General features: G+C 69.8%; 20 protein-coding genes. 14 read left to right on the forward strand and 6 right to left on the reverse strand.

All coding sequences use genetic code 11. The annotated features are described in order from the left end of the window. From AruCF_RS29815 to pdxK, 12 genes are all read left to right on the forward strand, one after another. The coding region (locus tag AruCF_RS29815; protein WP_167385875.1) for a filamentous hemagglutinin family protein at nt 1–5,775 on the forward strand (5,775 nt) is incomplete at its 5' end. Between the two features lie 319 nt (nt 5,776–6,094). Then, on the forward strand, nt 6,095–7,711 hold the full coding sequence (locus tag AruCF_RS09040) for a ShlB/FhaC/HecB family hemolysin secretion/activation protein (RefSeq protein WP_063570260.1): 1,617 nt from the start codon (nt 6,095–6,097) through the stop codon (nt 7,709–7,711). 37 nt (nt 7,712–7,748) lie between these two features. Continuing rightward, complete coding sequence (locus AruCF_RS09045) at nt 7,749–9,656, forward strand: DUF2341 domain-containing protein (protein WP_083036629.1); 1,908 nt, start codon at nt 7,749–7,751, stop codon at nt 9,654–9,656. A gap of 12 nt (nt 9,657–9,668) precedes the next feature. Further along, nucleotides 9,669–10,088 carry an ExbD/TolR family protein gene (locus AruCF_RS09050; RefSeq protein ID WP_054417402.1) on the forward strand — a complete coding sequence of 140 codons (420 nt, stop codon included), beginning with the start codon at nt 9,669–9,671 and terminating at the stop codon, nt 10,086–10,088. A gap of 18 nt (nt 10,089–10,106) precedes the next feature. Further along, nucleotides 10,107–10,820, forward strand: a complete 714-nt coding sequence (locus AruCF_RS09055) for a TonB C-terminal domain-containing protein (protein WP_054417403.1) — start codon at nt 10,107–10,109, stop codon at nt 10,818–10,820. Between the two features lie 36 nt (nt 10,821–10,856). Next, on the forward strand, nt 10,857–12,560 hold the full coding sequence (locus AruCF_RS09060) for a putative porin (RefSeq protein WP_083036630.1): 1,704 nt from the start codon (nt 10,857–10,859) through the stop codon (nt 12,558–12,560). A 10-nt stretch (nt 12,561–12,570) separates the two neighbouring features. Beyond that, on the forward strand, nt 12,571–13,266 hold the full coding sequence (locus AruCF_RS09065) for a DNA repair protein (protein WP_333474452.1): 696 nt from the start codon (nt 12,571–12,573) through the stop codon (nt 13,264–13,266). Between the two features lie 107 nt (nt 13,267–13,373). After that, nucleotides 13,374–13,859 (forward strand): YbjN domain-containing protein, encoded by a 486-nt coding sequence (locus AruCF_RS09070; protein ID WP_083036639.1) that lies wholly within the window; start codon nt 13,374–13,376, stop codon nt 13,857–13,859. A 104-nt stretch (nt 13,860–13,963) separates the two neighbouring features. After that, nucleotides 13,964–15,034, forward strand: coding sequence for a peptidylprolyl isomerase (locus AruCF_RS09075; RefSeq protein WP_083036642.1), 1,071 nt, complete (start codon nt 13,964–13,966; stop codon nt 15,032–15,034). Beyond that, nucleotides 14,967–15,449, forward strand: a complete 483-nt coding sequence (locus tag AruCF_RS09080; RefSeq protein WP_068952449.1) for an MbcA/ParS/Xre antitoxin family protein — start codon at nt 14,967–14,969, stop codon at nt 15,447–15,449. Before AruCF_RS09075 ends, AruCF_RS09080 begins: the two co-directional genes overlap by 68 nt. Then, nucleotides 15,446–15,928: an RES family NAD+ phosphorylase gene (locus AruCF_RS09085; protein WP_063570267.1), complete on the forward strand. Its 483-nt coding sequence runs from the start codon at nt 15,446–15,448 to the stop codon at nt 15,926–15,928. Before AruCF_RS09080 ends, AruCF_RS09085 begins: the two co-directional genes overlap by 4 nt. Nucleotides 15,929–16,030: 102 nt before the next feature. Continuing rightward, entirely contained in the window at nt 16,031–16,894 is an 864-nt protein-coding gene (pdxK, locus tag AruCF_RS09090) for a pyridoxine/pyridoxal/pyridoxamine kinase (protein WP_083036644.1), read from the forward strand. 33 nt (nt 16,895–16,927) lie between these two features. Here pdxK and cynS read toward each other — a convergent pair whose 3' ends face one another. From cynS to AruCF_RS09120, 6 genes are all read right to left on the reverse strand, one after another. Then, nucleotides 16,928–17,371: a cyanase gene (gene cynS, locus AruCF_RS09095; RefSeq protein WP_045953619.1), complete on the reverse strand. Its 444-nt coding sequence runs from the start codon at nt 17,369–17,371 to the stop codon at nt 16,928–16,930. Nucleotides 17,372–17,380: 9 nt separating this feature from the next. Beyond that, nucleotides 17,381–18,175 carry an ABC transporter ATP-binding protein gene (locus tag AruCF_RS09100; RefSeq protein WP_068980293.1) on the reverse strand — a complete coding sequence of 265 codons (795 nt, stop codon included), beginning with the start codon at nt 18,173–18,175 and terminating at the stop codon, nt 17,381–17,383. A 5-nt stretch (nt 18,176–18,180) separates the two neighbouring features. Beyond that, the gene (ntrB, locus tag AruCF_RS09105) at nt 18,181–19,023 is read right to left on the reverse strand and encodes a nitrate ABC transporter permease (protein ID WP_083036645.1); all 843 of its coding nucleotides are present in this window, start codon (nt 19,021–19,023) and stop codon (nt 18,181–18,183) included. Then, on the reverse strand, nt 19,023–20,408 hold the full coding sequence (locus AruCF_RS09110; protein ID WP_083036647.1) for a CmpA/NrtA family ABC transporter substrate-binding protein: 1,386 nt from the start codon (nt 20,406–20,408) through the stop codon (nt 19,023–19,025). Before AruCF_RS09110 ends, ntrB begins: the two co-directional genes overlap by 1 nt. A gap of 132 nt (nt 20,409–20,540) precedes the next feature. Then, nucleotides 20,541–21,179: a response regulator gene (locus tag AruCF_RS09115; protein WP_054417414.1), complete on the reverse strand. Its 639-nt coding sequence runs from the start codon at nt 21,177–21,179 to the stop codon at nt 20,541–20,543. Nucleotides 21,180–21,191: 12 nt separating this feature from the next. After that, nucleotides 21,192–22,334: a sensor histidine kinase gene (locus AruCF_RS09120; protein WP_083036648.1), complete on the reverse strand. Its 1,143-nt coding sequence runs from the start codon at nt 22,332–22,334 to the stop codon at nt 21,192–21,194. Nucleotides 22,335–22,528: 194 nt separating this feature from the next. Here AruCF_RS09120 and AruCF_RS09125 point away from each other — a divergent pair, with 194 nt between their 5' ends. Together AruCF_RS09125 and AruCF_RS09130 are read left to right on the forward strand one after the other, a co-directional pair. Next, nucleotides 22,529–23,452 carry an ABC transporter ATP-binding protein gene (locus tag AruCF_RS09125; RefSeq protein WP_083036650.1) on the forward strand — a complete coding sequence of 308 codons (924 nt, stop codon included), beginning with the start codon at nt 22,529–22,531 and terminating at the stop codon, nt 23,450–23,452. After that, nucleotides 23,449–24,210: an ABC transporter permease gene (locus AruCF_RS09130; RefSeq protein WP_054417417.1), complete on the forward strand. Its 762-nt coding sequence runs from the start codon at nt 23,449–23,451 to the stop codon at nt 24,208–24,210. Before AruCF_RS09125 ends, AruCF_RS09130 begins: the two co-directional genes overlap by 4 nt. The last annotated feature ends 33 nt before the right edge of the window (nt 24,211–24,243 follow it).

Consider the following 24,243-nt stretch of genomic DNA (forward strand, 5'->3'; position numbering starts at 1 on the left):
CTCGATCTGAAGGCGCGGCGCGTCACGCTGGATTCGACGGTGGCGCTGCCGTCGGGCAAGCTGAGCGTCAAGGCCGACGAGGACATCACCCTGGCGGGCGGCGCGCGCATCGACCTGTCGGGCCGCGCCTTCACGGCCTACGACGCGGTCCGCTACAGCTGGGGCGGCGATCTCGAGCTGAGCAGCGTGGCCGGCAACATCGTCCAGGCCGCCGGGTCGGTCATCGACCTGTCGGCGCGCAACCAGCGCGGCGGCCGCATGCAGGCCGTGGCGCTGGGCGCGGCCGGCGGCCGCGTGGCGCTGGACGGCGTCATTCTGGGCGGGGCCAGCGGCGAGCACGATGCCGGCGGCACGCGCGTGCCCTATGACGGCGCCGAGATCACGCTGCGCGCGCAGACGCTGGCGGATTTCGCGGGCCTGAATCAACGGCTGAACCAGGGCGGCGTCACCGGCGCCCGCCGCTTCCAGCTCAAGCAGGGCGACCTGGTGGTGGGCGACGAGGTGCGCGCGCGCGTGGTCGAGATCAGCGTCGATGGCGGCAGCCTGACGGTCGATGGCCGTATCGACGCCAGCGGCCGGCAGGTGGGCGCGATCCGTCTGGCGGCGCGCGACGACCTGCGCATCAACGGCCTGCTGGACACGCATGGCGCGCGCCTGCGCCTGGACAGCTACGGCAAGGTGATCGACGCCGCCAACCGCGCCATCATCGAACTGACCTCGCGCGACGGCACGCTGGCGCTGGACGCCGGCGCGCGCTTCGACCTGCGCACCGGCACCGACGACCCGAGCCGCCTGGGCGGCCGCCAGCTCGGCACGCTCGACCTGAATGCGCGCCGCCTGGGCGGCGGCGGCGAGCGCGGCGCCATTGCCGGCTCCGGCGACGGCGCCAACGACGTGGCCATCCGCGTCACGGGCACGCCGCAGATCCTGGGCGCCAGGACGGTCGCGGTGAACGCCTTCCGCCGCTATGACGACGCGCCGCTGGCGCCCAAACCCGACGTCAGCGGCAAGACGCCGCAGCTGATCACGCAGGCCTACCTGGACGGCATCGACGCCGAGAGCGTGGCCTTCATGAACGCCGCGCTCGGCAATGGCGCGCTGACCGCCCAGCTGGCGGCGCTGGGCCCGTATCACCTGCGACCCGGCGTCGAGATCGTCAGCGCCACGCCCGATGGCAATCTGACGGTATCGGGCGACATCGACCTGTCGAACTACCGCTACGGCCCCAACGCCAACCGCGCGGTGGCCGCGCTGCGCGGCTACGGCGAGCCGGGCAAGCTGGTGCTGCGCGCCGGCGGCGACCTGGCCATCCACGGCAGCATCAACGACGGCTTCGCGCCGCCGCCCGAGACCATCGACGACAGCGGCTGGAAGCTGGTCGAAGGGCGTTTCCTGGACAATGGCCAGACGCCGTTCGGCGAAGACCTGGTGGTGCCCATCGATGGCGTCCAACTGGAAACGGGCACCATCTTCCCGGCCGGCCGGGCGCTCAATTACGATCTGCCGGCGCAGGCCGCCACGCTGCCGGCCGGCACCGTGCTGCCGATGGCGGCGACGCTGAACGGCCCGCTGGCGCTGCCCGCCGGCCTGGTGCTGACCGGCGACCTGACGCTGGCCGACGGCCGCGTGCTGCGCGCCGGCACGGTGCTGCAGGAGGCGCTGGCGCTGGGCGCGGGCGCCCGCCTGGGCGCGGGCTTCACGCTGCGCAACGCAGCGGCGCTGCAGGCCTTCACCTGGCCCAAGGGCGTGCCGCTGCCGGCGGCGCTCAAGGCCAGCGCGCGCCTGGACCTGGCGCGCGGGTCGCTGATCCCGTCGCAGACTTTCATCGAACTGCCGGGCCATCAACCCATCAACCTGAGGCCGGTCGGGCCGGACGGCCGCCAGGGCCGCAACTGGGCGCTGGCGCCGATGCTGGGCGAAGGCGCCAGCGCCTGGAGCCTGATGGCGGTGGCGGGCGCGGACCTGACGGCGGCCGACATGGCGGCGCGCCGGCCGGACGGGCAGGGCGACATCATCCTGGCCGACACGCATTACGGCCGGCTGGGCTTTGGCACCAAGACCATCACCAGCGTATTCATCGGCGACCGCGGGCTGACGCAGACCGCCATCGACGAGTTGGGATTGGACCAGTCCCTGCTGGGAACCTCGCCCAAGCCCATTGCCGAAAGCTTCTTCATGAGCGAGGACGACTTCTGCAACGGCACGGGCTACTGCGAGGCGGCTTCGCGCACGCTGACGCTGGAGGGGGCGCTGCTGTACTTCGGCGACCCGGCCTACGTCGGCTATTCGGTCAGGAAGCTGGCGCAGGAATGGTTCATGGATGAGAACGAGGTGTGCTTCGACGTCAGCTATTGCGCAGGCGGCGGCCACACCGAGACCACCGTGAAGCGCGATTACCGCTACGGCGACCGCGCGCCGCTGTTCAGCGTGCTGCGCACCGGCACCGGCGACCTGTCGCTGCTGGCCGGGCGCGACGTCGGCATGGCGTCGGTGTACGGCGTGTACACGGCCGGCGCGCCCTCGTCGCTGGGGGCGCCGCTGGACGCGCGCTTCAACCTGCCGCGCGGCACGACCGACGATGACGCCGTGCTGGGCACCATCCAGCACGACGGCAAGTACGACGCGGCGCTGGCCGCCTATCGCGCCTGGTACCCGGACCAGGGCGGCAACCTGACCGTGGCGGCGGGGCGTGACATCTACGGCGATGCATGGAGCGCGAATTCCATGAACGCCCAGCGCTATGGCACTCAGGATGTCGAATACACCAAATACCCCAGCGCCGCGCTCAGCAACTGGCTGTGGCGCCAGGGCAGCGTGGGCATGCCGGGCGTGAACGACATCGCGTCGAGCTGGTGGATCAATTTCGGCACGTACGCGGCCAATGCCTCGACCAACAGCCAGCAGCCGCGGGTGGTGGGTTTCACCGGCTTCGGCACCCTGGGCGGCGGCAATCTCAGCATCAGCGCCGGACGCGATGCGGGCGTGCGCGATGCGCGCGGCGACGCGCTGCTCAACAACAATCTGGCATCCGGCCGTTCGCAGGCCCTGGTGGCGGTGGTGGCCGGCACCGGCCGGGTGGTCGATGGCGACCTGGTGTTGACGGGCGGCGGCGACATGGATCTGCGCATCGGCGGCGCCTACAACCCCAATCTGCGCGCGATGCAGCAGACCGACGGCAGCGCTGGCACGGGCACCGGCTATGCCGGCAACTTCGAGGATGTCGATCTGAACGGGCTGCTGGTCAATCTGCGCGGGCAACTGACCCTGACGGCGGGCCGCGTCGGCGGCATCTCGCTGTTCTATGGCGACGGCGCTCAGCTACGCGCGCCCGATATGTCCGCGGTGGGCGGCGGCAAGCCCATGGGCGGGCCGCGCCTGCTGCTGGGCGATGCGGTGGCCTCGCTGGATACGCGCGGCGACCTGGTGCTGGCCGACGCGCCGGATCCCGGCCGCGTGCGCCAGATCAATACCAGCCCTTACACCCAGGGCAGCCTGTCCAAGGGCGGCGGCGCCGAAAGCTGGTTCACGTTGTGGACGCCGGCCACGGCCATCGACCTGTTCTCGGCGGGCGGCAACCTGACGCCGCTGACCACCAACAATACCTTCAAGCCGGGCACGGACCTGCAGACCGATGACACGACCCGGGCCGGCGCGCAGCGGCAGATGAGCTACCTCTACCCGTCCAAGCTGGGCGTGACGGCGGCCGGCGGCAATATCATCCTGGCCGCCACCACGCGCGAGGCGGAAAACGTCAATCACGTGCTGTTGCTGGCGCCGTCGTCCAGCGGTGCCTTGTCGATGCTGGCCGGCGGCTCGATCTTCGCCGCGGGCGCGCATGCGGTGTCGATGTCGGGGGCGGACACGCCGCTGCCGACGCCGTGGCGTCCCGGCTTCATGGCCAGCAATGCGGGCGAGAACAACGACCAGACCATCTTCAATGTCTCGGTCGAGGGCAACAAGGTCTGGCCGAACTCGCCCAAGCCGTTGTTCACGTTCGGTCCCAATACGCCATTGGATGCGTCGCCGCGCGAAGGCGGAACGGCAGTGGCGCGTTTCCATGCCGTGAATGGCGATATCGTCGGCCTGCGCGCCGGCGCCGAGACGCGGATCATGACGGATACCTTGCAGGGGCGGCCGCGCACCGTGCTGACCTGGTACGAGGCCGCGCTGCCGGTCTCGGTGCGGGCGGGGCGCGACATCCTCGGGATGAGCGCGCTGGGCCTGCACAGCAATGCCAACGACCTGTCGCAGGTGATCGCCGGGCGCGACATCGTGCGGGCCGACCTGAAGGTGGCCGGCCCCGGCACGCTGTTGATGCAGGCCGGCCGCAACATCCGCCAGGACGATGTGGCCAGCGTGGTCAGCCTGGGCGCCATCGTGCGCGGCGACGCGCGCCCCGGCGCCAGCATCGCGGTGCTGGCGGGCGTCGGGCCGCAGGGCCCGGACTACGCCGGCCTGCTGGCGCGCTACCTGGACCCGGCGCGCGCGCTGGCCGCGGGCCAGACCCTGGGCGCCAATCCCGATCGCGTGGCGCAGTCCTATGCCGGCGAACTGTCGCTGGCCGGCTGGCTGCGCCAGGCGTACGGCTACCAGGGCGACGAGTCGGGCGCGGCGGCCGAACTGGCGCGCCGCCAGGGCATGCTGGATGCCGAGGCGGCGGCCGATCCGGCGCGCAAGCGCCGCGACCTGATGCAGGACTATCGCCAGGAAAGCGAGCTGCACCTGGTCAACTGGCTGCGCCTGCATCATGGCTACGACGGCGGCGAGGACGGCGCGCGCGCCGCGCTGGACGCGCTGGCGCCCGCGCAGCAGGGCCTCTACGCGCGCCAGCTGTACTTCGCCGAATTGCGCAAGGGCGGCCGCGAGTACAACGAGCAGGGCGGCCCGCGCACCGGCAGCTATCTGCGCGGCCGCCGCGCCATCGCGGCGCTGTTCCCGCAGACCGACGCCGAAGGCGCGCAGCGCCTGTACCAGGGCGACTTCACCATGTATGGCGGCGCCGGCCTGCGCACCCAGTTCGGCGGCAACATCCAGGTGCTGACGCCGGGCGGCCAGCAGGTGCTGGGCATCGAAGGCGCGGCGCCGCCGGCGACGGCGGGCGTGGTGACGCAGGGCCAGGGCGACATCCAGCTGTACGCGCTGGGCAGCGTGCTGCTGGGCCAGAGCCGCATCATGACCACCTTCGGCGGCCACATCCAGGCCTGGTCGGCCGAGGGCGACATCAACGCCGGCCGCGGCGCCAAGACCACGGTGGTCTACACGGCGCCCAAGCGCGTCTACGATGCCCTGGGCAACGTCACGCTGGCGCCGACGGCGCCGTCCACCGGCGCCGGCATCGCCACGCTGGCGCCGATCGCCGAAGTGCCGGCGGGCGACGTCGACCTGATCGCGCCGCTGGGCACCATCGACGCGGGCGAGGCCGGCATCCGGGTGTCGGGCAACGTCAACGTCGCGGCGCTGCATGTGGTCAACGCGGCCAACATCCAGGTGCAGGGCGACAGCAAGGGCATTCCGGTGACGGCGGTGGTCAACACCGGCGCGCTGGCCTCGGCCAGCGCGGCGTCCTCGGCCGCGTCCGGCGCGGCCGAGGATTCGGCGCAGCGCGCGCGCCAGCAGGCGCGGCAGAACCAGCCATCCGTCATCAGCGTGCAGATCCTGGGCTATGGCGAGGAACCGCTGGCCGGCGCCGGCGCCGCGCCGCAACCGCGCGCGGCCACGCCGTCCTACCGTCCCGACGGCGTGGTGCAGGTGCAGGGCGTGGATAGCGGCGGTTGACGCCGGGGTTGCAGGCGGTCGGCAAAAAGCCGGCCGCCTGTCATGCCATCGTCATGAACATGGCGCTTGAAAAGCGGCTCAGGGCCCGGCGAAAACCGGGCCCTGATGCTTTTCCGCGCGGCTTCTCCCCGGGCCCGCGCTGTTTCATGAAATTTTTCTTACAACGCGCAGTCCGCGCCGCCCGGGAACGTCTAGTAACAAGCAGAAGCTGTAGACGCGGGTATGCGGGCAGAAAACCGTAACGGGATTGTCGCAAGCGCGCTGCACGGTAGCGGCCGGTGCCAGACCGGCTATCACACAAGGAACTGAGTGCATCGCTATGCATGATTTCGAGAGCAGGGGCGGCGCGCTGCGCGCCATGATGCGCGGCGCGCCGGTGGCGGCGGCGCTGGCGCTGGCTGCGAGCGTGGCCGGGGCGCAGCCGGCGCCGGCCGCGCAGGAGGCGCGCCGCGTCAACATCAACGAATACATCGTGCGCGGCAACACCGTGCTGGAGGCGCGCGACATCGAGAAGGCCGTCTATCCCTACCTGGGGCCGGACCGCACGCTGGCCGACATCGAGGCCGCGCGCGAAGCCTTGCAGGCCGTCTACCAGGAACGCGGCTACCAGTCCGTGTACGTCGACCTGCCCGAGCAGCAGGTGGCCGACGGCATCGTGTTCCTGCAGGTCGCCGAGACCAAGGTCGGCCGCGTGCGCGTGGTGGGCGCGAAACACTATTCGCCGCTGGCCATCCGCGACGAGGTGCCGGCGCTGAAGGAGGGCGAGGTGCCCAACTTCAACCAGGCGCAGGCCGAGCTGACCGGCCTGAACAAGGGCGCCAGCCGCCAGGTGGTGCCGCTGGTCAAGGAAGGCCGCATCCCCGGCACCATGGACGTGGACCTCAAGGTCGAGGACAAGAACCCGTGGCACGCCAGCCTGGGCCTGAACAACGACTACAGCGCCGACACCACGCGCCTGCGCAGCACGGCGTCGCTGGGCTACGACAACCTGTGGCAGCTGGGCCATTCGGTCAGCCTGACGTTCTTCACCGCGCCGCAGGAAACCGACAACGCCAAGGTCTGGTCCGGCTCCTACTCGATGCCGCTGGACAAGCAATGGAGCCTGCAGTTCACCGGCTACAAGAGCGACAGCAACGTGGCCACCATCGGCGGCACCAATGTGCTGGGCAAGGGCTATTCATTCGGCATGAGCGCCATCTACACCCTGGCGCCGCAGGGCGATTGGTACAACTCGCTGTCGGTCGGCCTGGACTACAAGAAGTTCGATGAGACCACGCGCTTTGGCGGCAATGAAGACCTGATCCCGCTCAAGTACGTGCCGTTCACCTTCTCGTACAACGGCTACCGCTATTCCGAGTCGTCGCAGAGCAGCGTCGGCCTGTCGATCGTCGGCGCCAGCCGTTCGTTCTTCGGCCTGGGCAGCGACTGGAAGGAATTCGACGACAAGCGCTATCGCGCCAGCCCCAGCTTCGCGCTGCTGCGCGGCGACGGCACCCATACGCAGAACCTGTTCGGCGACTGGCAACTGGGCCTGCGCGCCGGCTTCCAGCTGGCCTCGGGCGCGCTGGTCTCGAACGAGCAATTCTCCGCCGGCGGCAGCACCAGCGTGCGCGGCTACCTGGCCGCCGAGCGCACTGGCGACGATGGCTTCCTGGGGTCGGTCGAGTGGCGCACGCCGTCGCTGGCGCGCTGGCTCGGCAGCAACGTCAACGAGTGGCGCTTCTATGCCTTCGCCGATGCGGCCACGCTGCGCCTGCGCGATCCGCTGCCCGAACAGGATGCCAGCTACTCGCTGGCCAGCGTCGGCCTGGGCACGCGCCTGCAGGTGCTGGACTGGCTGTCCGGCTCGCTGGACTGGGGCTATCCGCTCAAGGACGGCCCCAACACCAAGAAACACGATCCCCGACTGAACTTCAGCGTCCGCGCCAGTTTCTGAGCGCGCGCGAAACCGTATTTATCCCGGAGTCCTGACCATGCAACGCTTATTGATGCTCCTACTGACCGTGCTGGCCGGCGTGCTGCCGTCCGCCGCCAACGCCTGGTGGCAACCCGACTGGCAGTACCGCAAGCAGATCACCGTCGACAGCACGCCGCAGGGCGCGCCGCTGGGCGCCGCCGCCGGCCGCGCGCCGCTGCTGGTGCGCCTGCACACCGGCAACTTCACCTTCGACGGCATCAACGAGAAGGGCGCGGACATCCGCTTCGTGGCCGGCGATGACCAGACCGTGCTGAACCACCAGCTGGAAGCGTTCGATCCGCTGCTGGGCATGGCGCTGATCTGGGTCGACCTGCCGGCGCTGGCCGACGGCCAGCGCCAGGACATCTGGATGTATTACGGCAACCAGAAGGCGCCGGCTTCGGCCAACGGCCAGTTGACCTTCGACCCGAACTACACGCTGGTCTACCACTTCGACGGCGCGGCCGGCGCGCCGCCGCGCGACACCACCGGCAACAGCAACAACGCGCAGACGCCCATGGCCGCCGCGGTCGACGGCGTGATCGGCCGCGCCGCCCAATTCGCTGGCGGCGCGCCGCTGATGCTGCCCGCCAGCCCCTCGCTGGCCGTGCCCGCCGCGGGCGCCTTCACCTTCAGCGCCTGGGTGCGCGCCGACCAGCCGGCCGGCGAGCAACTGGTGTACGCGCGCCGCGACGGCGGCAATGCGCTGCTGATCGGCATCAATCAGGGCGTGCCCTTCGTCGAAGTGAACGGCCAGCGCAGTCAGCCCGGCCAGTCGCTCACGCCCGCGGCCTGGCAGCACCTGGCGGTGACCGCCGATGGCAGCCAGGTCACGCTGTATGTGAACGGCCGCGCCACGTCCTCGCTGGCCGTCAGCCTGCCGCCGCTGAACACGCCCGCCGCCCTGGGCGGTGACGTGCCCGCGCCGGCGGCGGCCACCGCGCCCGCCAATGGCGACACCGCGCCGGCCGAGGCCGCCGCCGCGCCGGCGCCGCATGTGTACGCGCCGTTCGTCGGCGCCATCGACGAAGTGCGCCTGTCGCGCGTTGCCCGTCCCGCCGCGCTGATCCTGGCCGACGCGATCTCGCAGGGCGCCGAGTCGCGCCTGGTGGCCTACGGCAACGACGAGGAACAGTCGGGCTTCGGCTTCGGCGGCCTGGGCTTTTTGCTCAAGGCGGTGCCGATCGACGCCTGGGTCATCATCGCCATCCTGGTGCTGATGATGGTGCAGTCGTGGATCATCATGATCAAGAAGAGCCGCAACGTGGCCCGCGTGGCGCGCGCCAACGAGGTCTTCCGCGAGTCCTTCGCCAAGGTCGGCCAGCGCCTGGAACTGCTGGCCGACGACAAGGCCCTGGCCCAGCGCCTGGAGCACGCCTCGCTGTGGCGCCTGTATCGCGTGGCGGTCAATGAAATCCGCACCCGCCGCGAGCAGGGCGCCGACACCAGCTCGATCTCGGCCGCCACCATTGAGGCCATCCGCGCCTCGATGGACGCCGTCCGCACCAAGGAAAACCAGCTGCTGGGCGCCAGGCTCGGCTCGCTCTCGAACGCCATTGCCGGCGGCCCGTACATCGGCCTGCTGGGCACGGTGCTGGGGATCATGGTGGTGTTCCTGGGCACCGCCATGGCCGGCGACGTGAACATCAACGCCATCGCCCCGGGCATGGCCGCCGCGCTGCTGGCCACCGCCATGGGCCTGTTCGTCGCCATCCCGGCGCTGTTTGGCTACAACCGCCTGGTCTCGCGCAACAAGGAAGTCGGCGCCGACATGCGCGTGTTCGTCGACGAGTTCGTGACGCGCCTGGCCGAAGTGCATGGCGAAAGCCAGGCCCAGGAAGCCGCCCACCACGGCGGCGCGCGCGCGCCCGTCGCCAGCCGTCCGGCCGTGCGCGATGCGCAGCCGGCCGCCGCCGAAGCATAAGGAGACGACCCCATGGCTTCCGTATCCGCTTCCCAGGACGATGACGACGACGCGCCCGTGGACGGTATCAACATCACGCCGCTGGTCGACGTGCTGATGGTCGTGCTGGTCATGTTCATCCTGACCGCCACGGCGCAGATTGCCGGCATCAAGGTCAACCTGCCCAAGGCCAGCTCGTCCATCGCCCTGTCGCAGCCCAAGACGAAGGCGATTTCCGTCAACGACGCGGGCCAGGTGTTCCTGGACGCCTACCCGGTGACCCTGCCCGAGCTGGAAGACCGGCTGCGCACGGAGAAGGCGCTGAATCCCGACTTTCCGGTGATCGTGCGCGGCGACGCCGCCGTGCAGTACCAGAAGGTGGTGGAAGTGCTGGACCTGCTGCGCCGGCTGGAACTGGCCCAGGTCGGGCTGGTCACCGGCAAGCCGAAATAAGGGGCCGAGGCAACCGTCATGCCGCACCACGCATCCGATTCCCCGCGCACCCCCCATCCCGCGCGCCGCTGGCTCAAGCTGGCGGCGGTGGCGGTGGTGTTGATCGCGGCCGCCTACGCGCTCTGGCGCTGGGCCAACGACATGGCCGGGGTGCGCCGCGACGCGCCCAAGGTCACCGCGATCATCCCGCTGCCGCCGCCTCCGCCGCCGCCGCCCGAGCCGGAAAAGCCGCCGGAGCCCGAGCCGCCCAAGGAAGAGCCGGTGGCCACGCCCGAACCCGAGCCGCAGCCCACGCCCGAACCGCCCAAGCCGCAGGACGAGGCGCCACCGCGCCCGGCCGACGACCTGGCCAACCCGATGCAGATCGACGGCGATGCCCAGGCGGGCAGCGACGCCTTCAACATCGGCGCCGGCCAGGGCAAGGGCATGGCCGGCGGCGGCGGCGGCCGCGCCGGCAACGCCACCTACAGCCAGTACCTCGCCTACGCGCTGCAGAAGATCCTGCGCGAAGACGAGCGCACGCGCAATCTGACCTTCCGCTTGCAAGCCAACATCTGGCTCACGGCCAGCGGCCAGATCACGCGCGTCGAACTGACCCGTTCCAGCGGCGATGCCGACGTCGACGCCCGCGTGGTGGCGGCGCTGCGCGCGGTGCCGGGCCTGGATGAACGTCCGCCGGCCTCGGCCAGCATGCCGATCCGGGCATCGCTGACCGGCCGCCGCCCCTCCTGAAGTGCTGAATTGAACCGATCCTGGAGTGCCAAGAGAATGAAGTTCCAATTGAACCGGTTGGCGGCATCGCTGGCCCTGGCCGCGGCGGGCGCCGCCGTGGCGTTGCCGGCCACGGGCAACGCCGCGCCCGCCCCGTCCGAGAACGCCACCATCAACCTGATCCGCCTGCTGGTGCAGCAGGGCGTGCTCAAGCCGGACCAGGCCGAGGCCCTGGTGGCCCAGGCCGAAGCCGAGGCCAAGGCCGCCCGCGCCGCGCCGCAGGACCGCGGCGCCGCCGTGGCCCAGGCGGGTGACGTGCGCGTGCCCTATATCCCGCAGACCGTGCGCGACCAGATCCGCGACGAGGTCAAGGCGGAAGTGATGGTGCAGGCCAAGGCGGAAAACTGGGCCCAGCCGAATACCTTCCCCGACTGGGTGTCGCGCATCACCATCGACGGCGACGTGCGTGTGCGCGACGAGTCGCGCCTGTACTCGGGCAACAACAGCAACGAAATCGTCGACTTCGCCAAGCTCAATGCCAAGGGCCCGTACGACCTGAACCGCAACACCAACGGCAACTACCCGCCGATGCTGAACACGCGCGAGGACCGCCGCAACCAGTTGCGCATCCGCGCCCGCCTGGGCGTGCGCGCCGACATCTCGGAATCCTGGACCGCGGGCATCCGCCTGGCCACCGGCAGCGACGACAGCCCGGTGTCGACCTCGCAGACGCTGGGCGGCGGCATGGGCAAGAAGGACATCTGGCTGGACCAGGCCTACCTGACCTACCGCCCCGCCAAGTGGGCCACGGTCACGGGCGGCCGCATCGCCAACCCGTTCGAGTCGACCGACATGCTGTTCTCGAACGACCTGAACTTCGACGGCATTGCCGCGATCTTCAAGCAGCCGCTGGAAGGCCGCGATGTGACGCTGTTCGGCACCCTGGGCGCCTTCTCGACCGAGTACGGCTCGAACGGCTGGAACTCGTCGTCGTTCTCCGAGGGCAAGAGCGAGGACAAGTGGCTGCTGGCCGCCCAGGCCGGCGCCGACTGGAAGATCGACAGCCGCAACAGCCTGCGCGGCGCGCTGGCCTACTACCATTTCGACAACATCGCCGGCAAGCGCTCCAGCGCCTGCTCGCCCTGGGCCGGCCAGGAGAACTGCGACACCGACTGGTCGCGTCCGGCCTTCATGCAGAAGGGCAACACCCTGTTCCTGCTGCGCAACATCACGTCCAACCCGCTCGACCCCGCCAACACGCCGCAGCCGCAATACGTCGGCCTGGCGTCCAAGTTCGACCTGCTGGACCTGAACCTGCGCTGGGACACGCGCGTGTTCGACGGCCTGGGCCTGCGCCTGAACGCCAATTACCTGCGCAACCTGGCCTACAGCAAGAGCAAGATGGCGAGCCGCTCGCAAGGCCAGCTCGTCAACAACGTCGGCGAGAACGGCGACATCGAAAGCGGCCCCAACGCCTGGATGCTGCAGGCCACGCTGGGCCGTTCGTACGATCTGAAGGAGAAGGGCGACTGGCTGGCCTTCGTCGGCTACAAGTACATCCAGCCGGACGCGCTGCCCGATGCCTTCAACGATTCGTCGTTCCACCAGGGCGGCACCAACGCGCGCGGCTACTACATCGGCGGCGGCTATGCCTTCGACAAGAACGTGTACGGCGTCCTGCGCTGGATGAGCACGCGCGAGATCTACGGCGCGCCGCTGTCCATCGACACCATGCAGTTCGAGATCAACGCCAGGTTCTGAGGCCATGGACATGCATAGCTTATGGGATGAATCGAGCCCGCCCCGGGCATTGGGGCGCGGCCGGCGGCTGGCCGCCGCCGCGGCCCTGTGCGCCGCCGGCCTGAGCGTGGCGCTGCCGGCGCACGCCGAAACCATGGAAGAGCGCCTGCGCGCCCAATTGCGCAGCACCACCCAGCAACTGCAGCAACTGCAGAGCGAGCAGGCCCAGGTCAACGCGGCCAAGGCCGCCGCCGAGGCCCAGCGCGACGCCGCCCAGAAAGAGCTGGAGGCGCTGCGCGGCCAATTGGCCAAGGCCAAGGGCCAGGCCGAGAAGCTGGCCGAGCAGCAGGGCGCGGTCATGGAAAGCGCCCAGGCGCAGGTGGCCGCCAGCCACGCGCAGCTGGGCAAGTTCAAGGGCGCCTATGACGAATTGCTGACGCTGTCGCGCGCCAAGGAGGCCGAACGCCAGACCCTGGCGCGCGCCCTGGCGCAGCGCGACACCGAGGCCAAGGCCTGCATCGCCAAGAACCGCGAGATGTACGAAGCGGGCAAGGAGATCCTCAATGCCTACGAACGCATCGGCGCCGGCGGCATCCTGGCCATGAAGCAGCCCTTCGCCGGCAGCGCGCGCGTCAAGTTCGAGGAGCAGGCGCAGGCATATGGCGACAGGCTGTACGACGCGCAGGTCGGCGCCGCCGCGCCGCCGGCGCCGGCGGCCCAACCCTGAGCGCCAGGGCGCTGTCTTATCTCTTTCATGCAGGGAGACTGTAATGAACGGCTTTGCCTGCGGACCGATCTCTCTGAATTGATCTCTTTTACCTAGGAATGACTGCAATGACCGACTCCAGCCTGATTCTCGACGTGAATGTCGAACGCCTGCAGGAACTGCTGCAATCCGCCGGCTATCGCGTCACCGTGTCCGAGCAGAACGGCATGGTGCAATTGCTGAGCGCCAGCCAGGGCGTGGGCTTCGCCGCGCGCATGGGCAACCCCGCCGTTGAACCCGGCAGCTACCTGGACTACACGCTGAGCTGCACGCTGCGCGTGCAGGGCGAACTGCCGCCCGGACTGGCCGAGCGCTGGAACGTTGAAAAACGCTTCGCCCGCCTGACGCTGCAGGGGGTGTTCCTGGTGCTGGAACTGGACGTGATCCTGGCCGGCGGCGTGTCCGAGAACTACCTGCGCGCCACCGTCGAGTTGTGGGACCGTCTGTTGCAGGAGTTCCTGCTGTTCCTGCGCGCCAACGCCTCCGCCGAAGCCGGCGCCGATACCGGCGCCGTTGAACCGCGGCAGGACGCCGCCACCGAGGCGCTGAACTGATCCATCCGCCAGGCCCGGCGCCTGGCGTTCGGGACGGCAACGTCCCCAACCCCCCAGGCCGCCGTGGCGGCGAATGGCGCATCCAAGCAAGCGAGGTTCCGACCATGAACATTCTCTCCAATCAGCCTGCGCGGCTGCGCGTGACCGCCGCGGTGCTGCTGATCGCGGTGCTGGCCGGCGCGGTGGCGCTGATGCGCGGCAGCCCGGCGCAGAGCAGCGAATCCAGTCCCGTGCCCGCCAAGGCGGCGGCCGCGCCGGAAAAGGGCGCGGCGCCGGCCGCTGCCGCCGCCGCCCAGCCGGCTCCGGCAAAGGCGCCAGCCGTGGCCACCCTGGGCGCGGTGCAGGTGGACCGCGACGAACTGGCGCGCCAGCTCGAATCGCTGCCGCCCGAGGCCCGGGCCCAGCTCAAGGGCAATCGCGCAGGACTGGACCAGTGGCTGCGCGCGCGCCTGGCCGAAAAGGCGCTGGTCGAGCAGGCCCGCGCCCAGGGCTGGCAGGAGCGACCCGAACTCAAGCGCGCCTTCCAGGCGGCGCAGGAGCGCATCGTGCTGCAGACCTACCTGGATTCGGTCAGCCGCGCGCCTGACGACTATCCGGCCGAGGCCGACCTGCGCGCCGCCTACGAGCGCGCCAGGCCGCAACTGGCGCAGCCGGCGCTGTACCGCGTCAGCCAGATCTTCCTGCCGGCGGCGCTGGGCGACGGCGAGGCCGTGGCCGCCGCGCGCAAGCAGGCGCAGGACCTGGCCAAGCGCGCCCAGGCGCCCAAGGCGGATTTCGCGGCGCTGGCCAAGAGCTATTCGCAGGACGCTTCGACCCGCGCCCAGGGCGGCGACATCGGCTACGTGCCGCTGGCGCAGCTGACGCCGGAGATGCGCCCGGCCATCGAACAGCTCAAGGCGGGCGAGGTGTCGGCGCCGGTGCAGTCGGCCGCCGGCTTCCACATCCTCAAGCTGGTGGACCTGCGCGCGGCCAGCGTGGCGCCCTACGAGCAGGTCAAGGATGAGTTGCGTGCCGCGTTGCGGACCCAACGCCAGGAACTGGCGGCGAGGGCTTACCTGGAGGGGTTGCTGAATGCAGGAACCGTCAGCATCGATGGCGCGGCCCTCAATGCCGCTTTCGACCAGAGCGCGGCCGCCGCGGCGGCCCAGCCCGCCGTCGCCGCCCGCGCGCCCTGAGGGCGGCGGTATCGGCGCGGCGCTGCAGGCGCGGCTGGACCTGGCGCTGGGCCAGGCCGGACCGCCCGTCAGCCTGCAGTGCGCGGCGGCCCTGTTGCAGTCGCTGCGCGGCACCTTCGCCGGCGATCTGTCGCAGTGGCTGGCGCTGGTGCCGCAACTGGAACCCGGCCGCCCGCGCGATTCGTTGCGTGATCACAGCCTCGACCTGGCCGACCTGCGGGTGCTGTACCGGGCGCTGCGGGTGGCGTGGCTGGCCGAGCTGGTGTTCGGTGGCGCCGAGGGCGCGCGGCGCTGGCTCTGTAGCCCCAAGCGCCGCCTGCACGGCCGGGTGCCCTTGCTGTTGTGCCAGCACGGACGCTACGCCGCGCTGATCGAGCAGTGGCTGATCAACATCGACGAAGGAAACGGCCCATGACCACGCTCTGGCGCTTGAGCAACAGCCAGGACCTGATGCCGCGCGCCCGCCCGGCCGGCCGCTGGCATGCCGCGGGCGCGGCGGTGGTGGTGCTGGACGCGACCCCCGCCGCCGCGGTGTTCGCGCGCTTGGCGCAGGCCGAGGTGGCGCACCCGCGCGCCTTGCCGCGCAATTACTTCCTGCTGGAAGTGGTGGTGCCGCTCGCGGCGGTGGCCGATCCGCGCCCGCCGGCCGGCTGGCAGAGCGACCTGCAGGCCTCGCGCGCCTTCGGCAACGCCTGGCTGGCGCGCGGCGATAGCCTGCTGTTGCGGGTGCCCTCGGCCGCCGGCGGCTGCCAGTATCTGCTGAACGCCGATCACCCCCAATTGGCGCAGTGCCAGATCGTGTCGTCGCTGGCCTATCCGTTCGCGCCGCACCTGGCGGGGATCGACGACGCGGTGCTGGACGGGGCCGGCTGGCTGGCCGCCGCGCGCGACTGAGGGCCGGGTTGGCCACGCCGCCGGCGGGGGCGGCGGACCGGGGGGGCGCCGGGTGGGCATAGAATAAGGCGGATTTCGTCTCTGTCCGCAGGAGCCCTCCGTATGACCGCCATTTCCGCTGCCCCGACGCCCGGCGCAGCGCTGCCCGCCGTGACCGCGCGGGTCGACGTCATTTCCATCCAATCGCAGGTCGTCTATGGCTGCGTCGGCAACAATGCCGCCATGCCGGTGTTCCGCCAGGCCGGGCTGCGCGCCATCGCGCTGCCCACCGTCCTCCTGAGCAATACCCCGCACTATCCGACGCTGCACGGCGGCGCGGTGCCGCTGGACTGGTTCGAGGGCCTGCTGCGCGGGTTGGACGAGCGCGGCGTGACCGCGGTGGCGCGCGCCGTGGTCTGCGGCTACCTGGGTCAGCCCGGGCAGGCCGACCTGCTGGCGGACTGGCTGCGCGGGCTGCGGGCGGCGCGGCCCGAGGTGCGGGTGCATATCGACCCGGTCATGGGCGACCGCAACGACGGCCTGTACGTGGATGCCGGGCTGGTGGCGCAATACCGCCGCAGGCTGGTGCCGCATGCCCACGGCATGACGCCCAACCATTTCGAGCTGGAGCAGATGGTGGGCCGGCCGCTGGCCTCGATCGACGAAGTGGCGGCGGCCGCGCGCGAACTGATCGCCGAGGGGCCGGAATGGATCGTGGTCACCAGCGCCGCGCCGCAGACGGCGGCGCCCGGCACCCTGCGGCTGGCGGTGGTGACGGCCGCCGACTGCGTGGTGCTGGGCCACCCCGAGATCGCCATCCCGCCCTCGGTGCATGGCACCGGCGACGTGTTCATGGCGGCCATCACCGCGCGGCTGCTGGCCGGTGATTCCCTGGAAAACGCGGCGCGCGACGCGGCCGCCGCCGTGACCGGAGCGCTGGCGCGCACCCGCGATCTCGGCTGGGAAGAACTGGCGGTGGAAGGTTGACGCGTGCGGGCCGCCGCGCCCGCCGTGTCCTGCTCAATACGTCTTGTAGGGCAGGAACTTGCCGCTCATCACGATCTGCACGCGATCGCCCTTGGGATCGGCCTCGCGCGTCAGGTCCATCTTGAAGTCGATGGCGCTCATGATGCCGTCGCCGAACTCTTCGTTGATGAGCGCCTTGAAGGTGGTGCCGTAGACGTTGATCAGCTCATAAAAGCGGTAGATCAGCGGGTCGGTGGGCACCGTGGTGGGCAGCGAGCCCTTATAGGGCACCACCTGCAGCTGCACCACCGCGTCGGCGGGCAGGTCCAGCAGGCGGGCGGCGGCCTGGGCCTGTTGCTCGGTCAGGGTCATCTGGCCCAGCAGCGCCGCGGTGGTCCATTCCTTGCTCTGGCCGACGGCCTCGGCGATGGCGGCCCAGGACAGCTTCTTTTCCAGGCGGCGGGTGACGATCAGTTCGGTGACTTCGGCGCGGGACATCATGGGGGTTCACTCCTTGTGGGAAGCCTTGTCGACCAGGAAGTCGACGAGATGGTTGCGGATTTCGTAGTAGCGTGGCTCGTGGTGCAGGCTGGCGCGGGTGCGGCCGCGCGGCAGGTCCACCTCGACCGACTCGGCGATGCGGGCATGGGGGCCCGCGCTCATCAGCAGGATGCGGTCCGACAGCAGGATGGCCTCGTCCACGTCGTGCGTGATCATGAAGACGGTCTGGCGGGTTTCCTGCACGATGGCGCGCAGTTCGTCCTGGATGGTGCCGCGCGTCAGCGCGTCGAGCGCGCCGAAGGGCTCGTCCAGCAGCAGCATGCGCGGCTGGATGGCGAAGGCGCGGGCGATGCCCACGCGCTGCTTCATGCCGCCCGACAGCTCGCACGGCTTCTTGTCGGCGGCGCGGGCCAGGCCGACCATGTCCAGGTAGCGCAGGCTGTGCTCGCGCACCTGGGCGCGGGAATAGGCCGGCCAGCGCGAGCGCACGCCGAATTCGACGTTCTGCAGCGCGCTCAGCCAGGGCAGCAGGGCGTGCGCCTGGAACACCACGCCGCGCGCCAGCGACGGGCCGGCGATCTCGCGGCCGTCCATGATGACGACGCCTTCGCTGGCCTCGTCGATGCCGGCCAGGATGTTCAGGATGGTGGTCTTGCCGCAGCCCGAATGGCCGATCACGCAGACGAACTGGCCTTGTTCGATGCCGAAGGCGATGTTCTCGAACACCGGGGCCGCTGGCTGGCCGTTGCGCCCCGGATAGCGCTTGGCCAGCGCCTGCACTTGCAGAAAGGGTTGGCTCATGGCGTTCACTCCCGGTAGCTGACCAGCCGCGCGGCGCGCGCCAGCACGCTGTCCAGCAGCATGCCGACCAACCCGATGAAGAGGATGGCGCAGATGATGTTGGCGATGGACAGGTTGTTCCACTCGTTCCACACGAAGTAGCCGATGCCGGTGCCGCCGATCAGCATCTCGGCCGCCACGATCACCAGCCAGGCGATGCCGACCGAGATGCGCATGCCGGTCATGATGGTGGGCGCGGCCGCCGGCAGGATCACCAGCAGGGCGGTGCGCAGCCGCGACACTTCCAGCGTGCGCGCCACGTTCAGCCAGTCCTGCCGCACGGCGCCCACGCCGAACGCCGTGTTCACCAGCATCGGCCAGAGCGAGCAGATGAAGATCACGAAGATGGCCGAGGTGTCGGCGTCCTTGATGGTGTAGAGCGCCAGCGGCATCCAGGCCAGCGGCGAGATCGGCTTGAGCACCTGGATGAACGGGTCGAAGGCGCGGTAGACGGTCCTGGACATGCCGATCAGGAAGCCCAGCGGAATCGCCACCAGCGCCGCCAGCAGGAAGCCGGTCAGCACCCGCGCCACCGAATACGCCAGCTGCACGCCGATGCCCTTGTCGTTCGGGCCGCGGTCATAGAACGGATCGCGCAGGTGCTGCCACAGCCGGGCGCCGACCTCGGCCGGGCCGGGAAAGGGCGTCTGCGAGCCGCCGGCCGCCGCGTTGCCGACCAGCGCCGCATAGGCCGGATCGACCGTCGCCGCGCCCGCGGCGGGGCGGGTGGCGACGTGCCACAGCAGCAGGAACAGCAGAAACAGGATGACGGACAGGAAGGTCGCCCGCCAGGGTTGCTCGGCCCGCATCAGCTCCTCCGGATCTTGAAGCTGGCCAGGTAGGCCTCGGGCTGGGCGGGGTCGAAGGGTTTGCCCATCACGCTGAAGGTCTTGGCGGTGTCGGCGGGCGGGGGCAGGCCGGCCTCGCGCATCAGGCGCACCGCGTCGGTCGCCAGGAACACCTCGTTGGCGATCTTCTGGTAGTCCACATCGCCCTTGACCTGGCCCCAGCGCTTCATCTGCGTCAGGATCCACACCGCGAACGAGCCCCACGGCATCGGGTCGAAGTCGATGCGGTTCGGATCTTTCAGGACGTTGCCCAGGCCGTCGGCGTAGGTGCCGGTCAGCACCTGTTCCACCACCGTGACCGGCTGGTTCAGGTAGTTGGGCGTGGCGGTGGCGGTGGCGATCTCCTTGCGGTGCGCCGGATCGCGGGCGTAGGCGGTGGCCTCGATGATGGCCTTGAGCAGGGCCTGGTAGGTATTGGGCTGGGAGGTGACGAATTCGTGGCTGGCCGAGAACGCGCAGCACGGATGGCCGTCCCAGATGGCCTTGGACAAGGTGTGGATGAAGCCCACGCCGTCATAGACCGCGCGCTGGTTGACCGGATCCGGCGCCAGGAAGCCGTCGATGTTGTCCGCGCGCAGGTTGGCCACCATTTCGGGCGGCGGCACCGAACGGATCTGCACGTCGGTATCCGGATCGAGGCCATGTTCGGCCAGGTAGTAGCGCAACAGGTAGTTGTGCATGGAATAGTCGAACGGCACCGCGAACTTGAAGCCCTTCCAGTCCTTCGGATCGCGCCGGTCCTTGTGCTTCATCGACAGGGTGATGGCCTGGCCGTTGATGTTCTCCACGGCGGGCATGGTCCACGGCACCGCGCGGCTGGCGCCCACGCCCAGCGTGATGGCCAGCGGCATGGGCGACAGCATGTGGGCGGCGTCGTACTCGCCGGACATGGCCTTGTCGCGGATCAGCGCCCAGCCGGCGGTCTTGACCACTTCCACGTCCAGTCCCTGCTTGCCGTAGAACCCCATCGGGTGCGCCATGATGATGGGCGTGGCGCAGGTGATGGGGATGAAGCCGACCTTCAGCTTCTGCTTCTCCAGCGGGCCGGCGGATTGGGCAAAGGCCTCCTTGGCGGCCGCCAGCGGGAACAGCGCGGCGACGGCGGCCATGGCCGTGCCGCCGCCGACCGCGCGCAGGAAGCGGCGGCGCAGGGCGTCTTGCGGGAACAGGGCGCGCATGACGGCGCCTTCCACGGCGCGGTCAAAGGCGGAGTCGCCGGACGCCGCGCCAGCGCGGGCGTCCTGGCCGTCCGCCGCCGCGCGCGCGTGCTCGGCCTGGGAGGCATGGCGGCCGCAGGCGCAGGCCAGGCGGCTGGCGGGATCGAACGGATTGCTGAACAGGGACATGGAGGCCTCCAGGGTTCGGAATGCCTCCATCTTGGAGCGCGCCGCCGGCGCCCGGTATCGCCGGTTCGACGATATCCATGTAGGGGGCGCACTACACGGTGCGCGGGCGCGCCGGGCCGGTGCGCGTGGCGCTCAGCGCGCACCCAGCTGGTGCGCGCGGGCGTAGTCCACCAGCTCGACCAGCGTGCGCACGCCCAGCTTTTCGAAGATGCGCGCGCGGTAAGTGGAAATGGTGTTCACCGACAGCGCCAGCTGCTCGCCGATGGCCGACACCGATTTGCCGGCCGCCAGCAGCTGCAGCACCTGGAATTCGCGGTTGGACAGCAGCTCGTGCGGCGGCCGGGTGCTGTCCTGGCGCACGGTGTGCGCCAGCAGTTCGGCCACGGCCGGGGTGACGTACATCCGGCCGGCGGCGGCGTTGACCAGCGCCGCCAGCAGCTCGTCCGGATCGCAGCCCTTGTTCAGGTAGGCATGGGCGCCGGCGCGCAGGGCCCGCACCGCGAACTGCGATTCCGGATAGACCGACAGCATCACCACGCCCAGCGCCGGATGGTCGGCGCGCACGGTCTTGAGCACGTCCAGGCCGTCGCGCTCGCCCAGCGCCACGTCCAGCACCATCGCGTCGAAGGGCTCCTGGCGCAGCGCGCGCAGGGCGGCGGGGGCGTCGGCGGCCTCCCGCACCAGGCCCACGCGCGGGTCTTCCTGCAGGATGCGGGCCAGGCCGCGGCGGATGATGAGGTGGTCGTCGACGATCAGCAGGTTCAGGGGCATGGCGTCGTCTCCTCAGGCCGTTTGCGGGTTCAGGCGCAGGCGGGCGCACAGGCCGGCGCCGGGCGCGCTGTCCAGCTCCAGGTCGCCGCCGATGGCGCGGGCCCGTTCGCGCATGCCCAGGATGCCGAAGGTCTGGCGCGTTTCGGGCAGCCGCATGCCCACGCCGTCGTCTTCCACTTCCAGCAGCAGGCCATCCTCGCCCCAGACCGCGCTGACGCTGACGCTGCGGGCCCGCGCGTGGCGCTGCACGTTGGTCAACAGTTCCTGCACGATGCGGTAGACGGCGATTTCCGCCTCGGGCGCCAGGCGGCGGCTTTCGGTGTCGGGCGGGCACAGGTAGCGGCAGCGCAGCCCGCTGCGCGCCTGCAGGTCCTGCAGCAGCGTTTCCAGCGCCGCCCACAGGCCCAGGTGGTCCAGCACCACCGGCCGCAGGTCGTTGAGGATGCGGCGGGTGGCGTCCATGGCCGTCTGCGTCACCTCCAGCATGCGGTCCAGGTGGGCCTGCAGGGGCGGCTCGCCCGCCAGTTGCCGGCGCAGCCAGTTCAGGTCCAGCTGCAGCGCGGTGAACGAGGCGCCCAGGTCGTCGTGGATATTGCGGGCGATGTGGGCGCGTTCCTGCTCGCGCAGCGTGCTCAGGTGCGAGGCCAGCCGCCGCAGCGATTCATGGGCGGCGCTGAGTTCGGCGGTGCGCGCCTGCACCCGCGCTTCCAGTTGCGCCCGGGTGCCTTGCAGCTCGCGCTCGATGCGCTTGCGCGCGCTGATGTCCGAAAACGTCACCACCGCGCCCACCACCTCCTGGTCGTTGCGGATCGGGTACGAGGCGTACTGGGCGTCGAAGCAGGAGCCGTCGCGGCGCCACAGCACCTCGTCGTCAACCCGTTCGCCGCGGCCGTCGCGGAAGGCCTTGAAGATGCGGCAGTCGTGCACCGGCATCAGGCTGCGGTCGGCGTGCGAGTGGTGGATCAGATAATGCATGTTGCGGCCCACCACCTCGTCGGGGGTGTAGCCCAGCATGGCCGCGCCGGCGCCGTTGATGAAGATGCAGCGGCCGCGCAGGTCGATGCCGTAGATGCCCTCGCCAGCCGATTCCAGCAGCATTTCCAGCTGGCGGCGCCAGGCCGCGTGGTGTGACAGGTGTTTCAGATCCGCGAACATGCCATTGACCGGCCTGGACGGCCCGGTTCCCCTGTGTTGGGCGTGCGCCGCCCTGTTTTTTGCCTGCCCGGGCAGTGTACGGCAGCCCGGAACATTTATTGCGTTTTCCAAACACAGCGTTCCACCAGCCCGAACAAGCGGCCTGCGCGCGGAGGGTAAAATTGCCGGTTGTCCACACCAAGCTGGGAGCAAGCGTGCAGCCGGTCATTTCAGTTCAGGGCCTATCCAAGCGATACGCCTCCGGATTCCAGGCGCTCAAAAGCGTCGACCTGGAAATCCAACGCGGCGAGATCTTCGCCTTGCTCGGCCCCAACGGCGCCGGCAAGACCACGCTTATCAGCATCATCTGCGGCATCGTCAACCCAACCGAAGGCCGGGTGCTGGCCGACGGCCACGATATTCTGACGGACTACCGCGCCGCCCGCAGCGCCATCGGCCTGGTGCCGCAGGAAATCTCCACCGACGCCTTCGAAAGCGTCTGGAACACCGTCACCTTCAGCCGCGGCCTGTTCGGCAAGCCGGCCAACCCGGAATACATCGAGAAGGTGCTGCGCGATCTGTCGCTGTGGGACAAGAAGGACAGCCGCATCATGGCCCTGTCCGGCGGCATGAAGCGGCGCGTGATGATCGCCAAGGCGCTGTCGCACGAACCCAAGATCCTGTTCCTGGACGAACCCACCGCCGGTGTCGACGTCGAGCTGCGGCGCGGCATGTGGGACATGGTGCGGCGCCTGCGCGAGAACGGCGTCACCATCATCCTGACCACCCACTACATCGAGGAAGCCCAGGAAATGGCCGACCGCGTCGGCGTGATCCGCAAGGGCGAGATCATCCTGGTCGAGGAAAAGAACGCGCTCATGACCAAGCTGGGCAAGCGCCGCCTGACGCTGACGCTGAAGGCGCCGCTGTCGGGCATCCCGACCGTGCTGGAGCCATTCCACCTGGAACTGTCGGCCGATGGCCGCCAACTGGTCTACACCTACGACAACCAGGGCGGCGGCCAGATCTCCGGCCTGCTGCGGCGCCTGACCGAACTGGACATCGAATTCACCGACCTCAACTCCTCGGAAAGCTCGCTCGAAGAGATTTTCGTCAGCCTGGTGCACGGACAATCATGAATTTTTACGCAATCCGCGCCATCTATCGCTTCGAAATGGCCCGCGCCTGGCGCACGCTGATGCAGAGCGTGCTGTCGCCGGTCATCTCCACCTCGCTGTATTTCGTGGTGTTCGGCTCGGCCATCGGTTCGCACATGGTGCAGATCGACGGCGTCAGCTACGGCGCCTTCATCGTGCCGGGCCTGATCATGCTGTCGCTCTTGACCCAGAGCGTGGCCAATGCCTCGTTCGGCATCTACATGCCGCGCTTCTCGGGCACCATCTACGAGATCCACTCGGCGCCCATCTCGTACCTGGAGATCGTCGCCGGCTACGTCGGGGCGGCGGCCAGCAAGTCCATCATCCTGGGACTGATCATGCTGGCCACGGCGCGCCTGTTCGTGCCGTTCGAGATCGCGCATCCATTCTGGATGCTGGGCTTCCTGCTGCTCACGGCCATCACCTTCAGCCTGTTCGGCTTCATCATCGGCGTGTGGGCCGACGGCTTCGAGAAGCTGCAGATCATCCCGCTGATGATCATCACGCCGCTGACCTTCCTGGGCGGCACCTTCTATTCCATCAAGATGCTGCCGCCGTTCTGGCAGGGCGTGACGCTGTTCAACCCGGTGGTGTACCTGGTCAGCGGCTTTCGCTGGGCGTTCTATGGCGTGGCCGACGTCAACGTCGGCATCAGCGTCGCCATGACGCTGGTGTTCCTGGCCGTCTGCCTGGTGGTGGTGCGCTGGATCTTCAAGACCGGCTATCGCCTGAAGACCTGAGCCTCTCCGTCGGCCGCCCGCCGGAGCAGGGGG

The organism is Achromobacter ruhlandii, from assembly GCF_002082135.1.
Classification (GTDB): domain Bacteria; phylum Pseudomonadota; class Gammaproteobacteria; order Burkholderiales; family Burkholderiaceae_B; genus Achromobacter; species Achromobacter ruhlandii.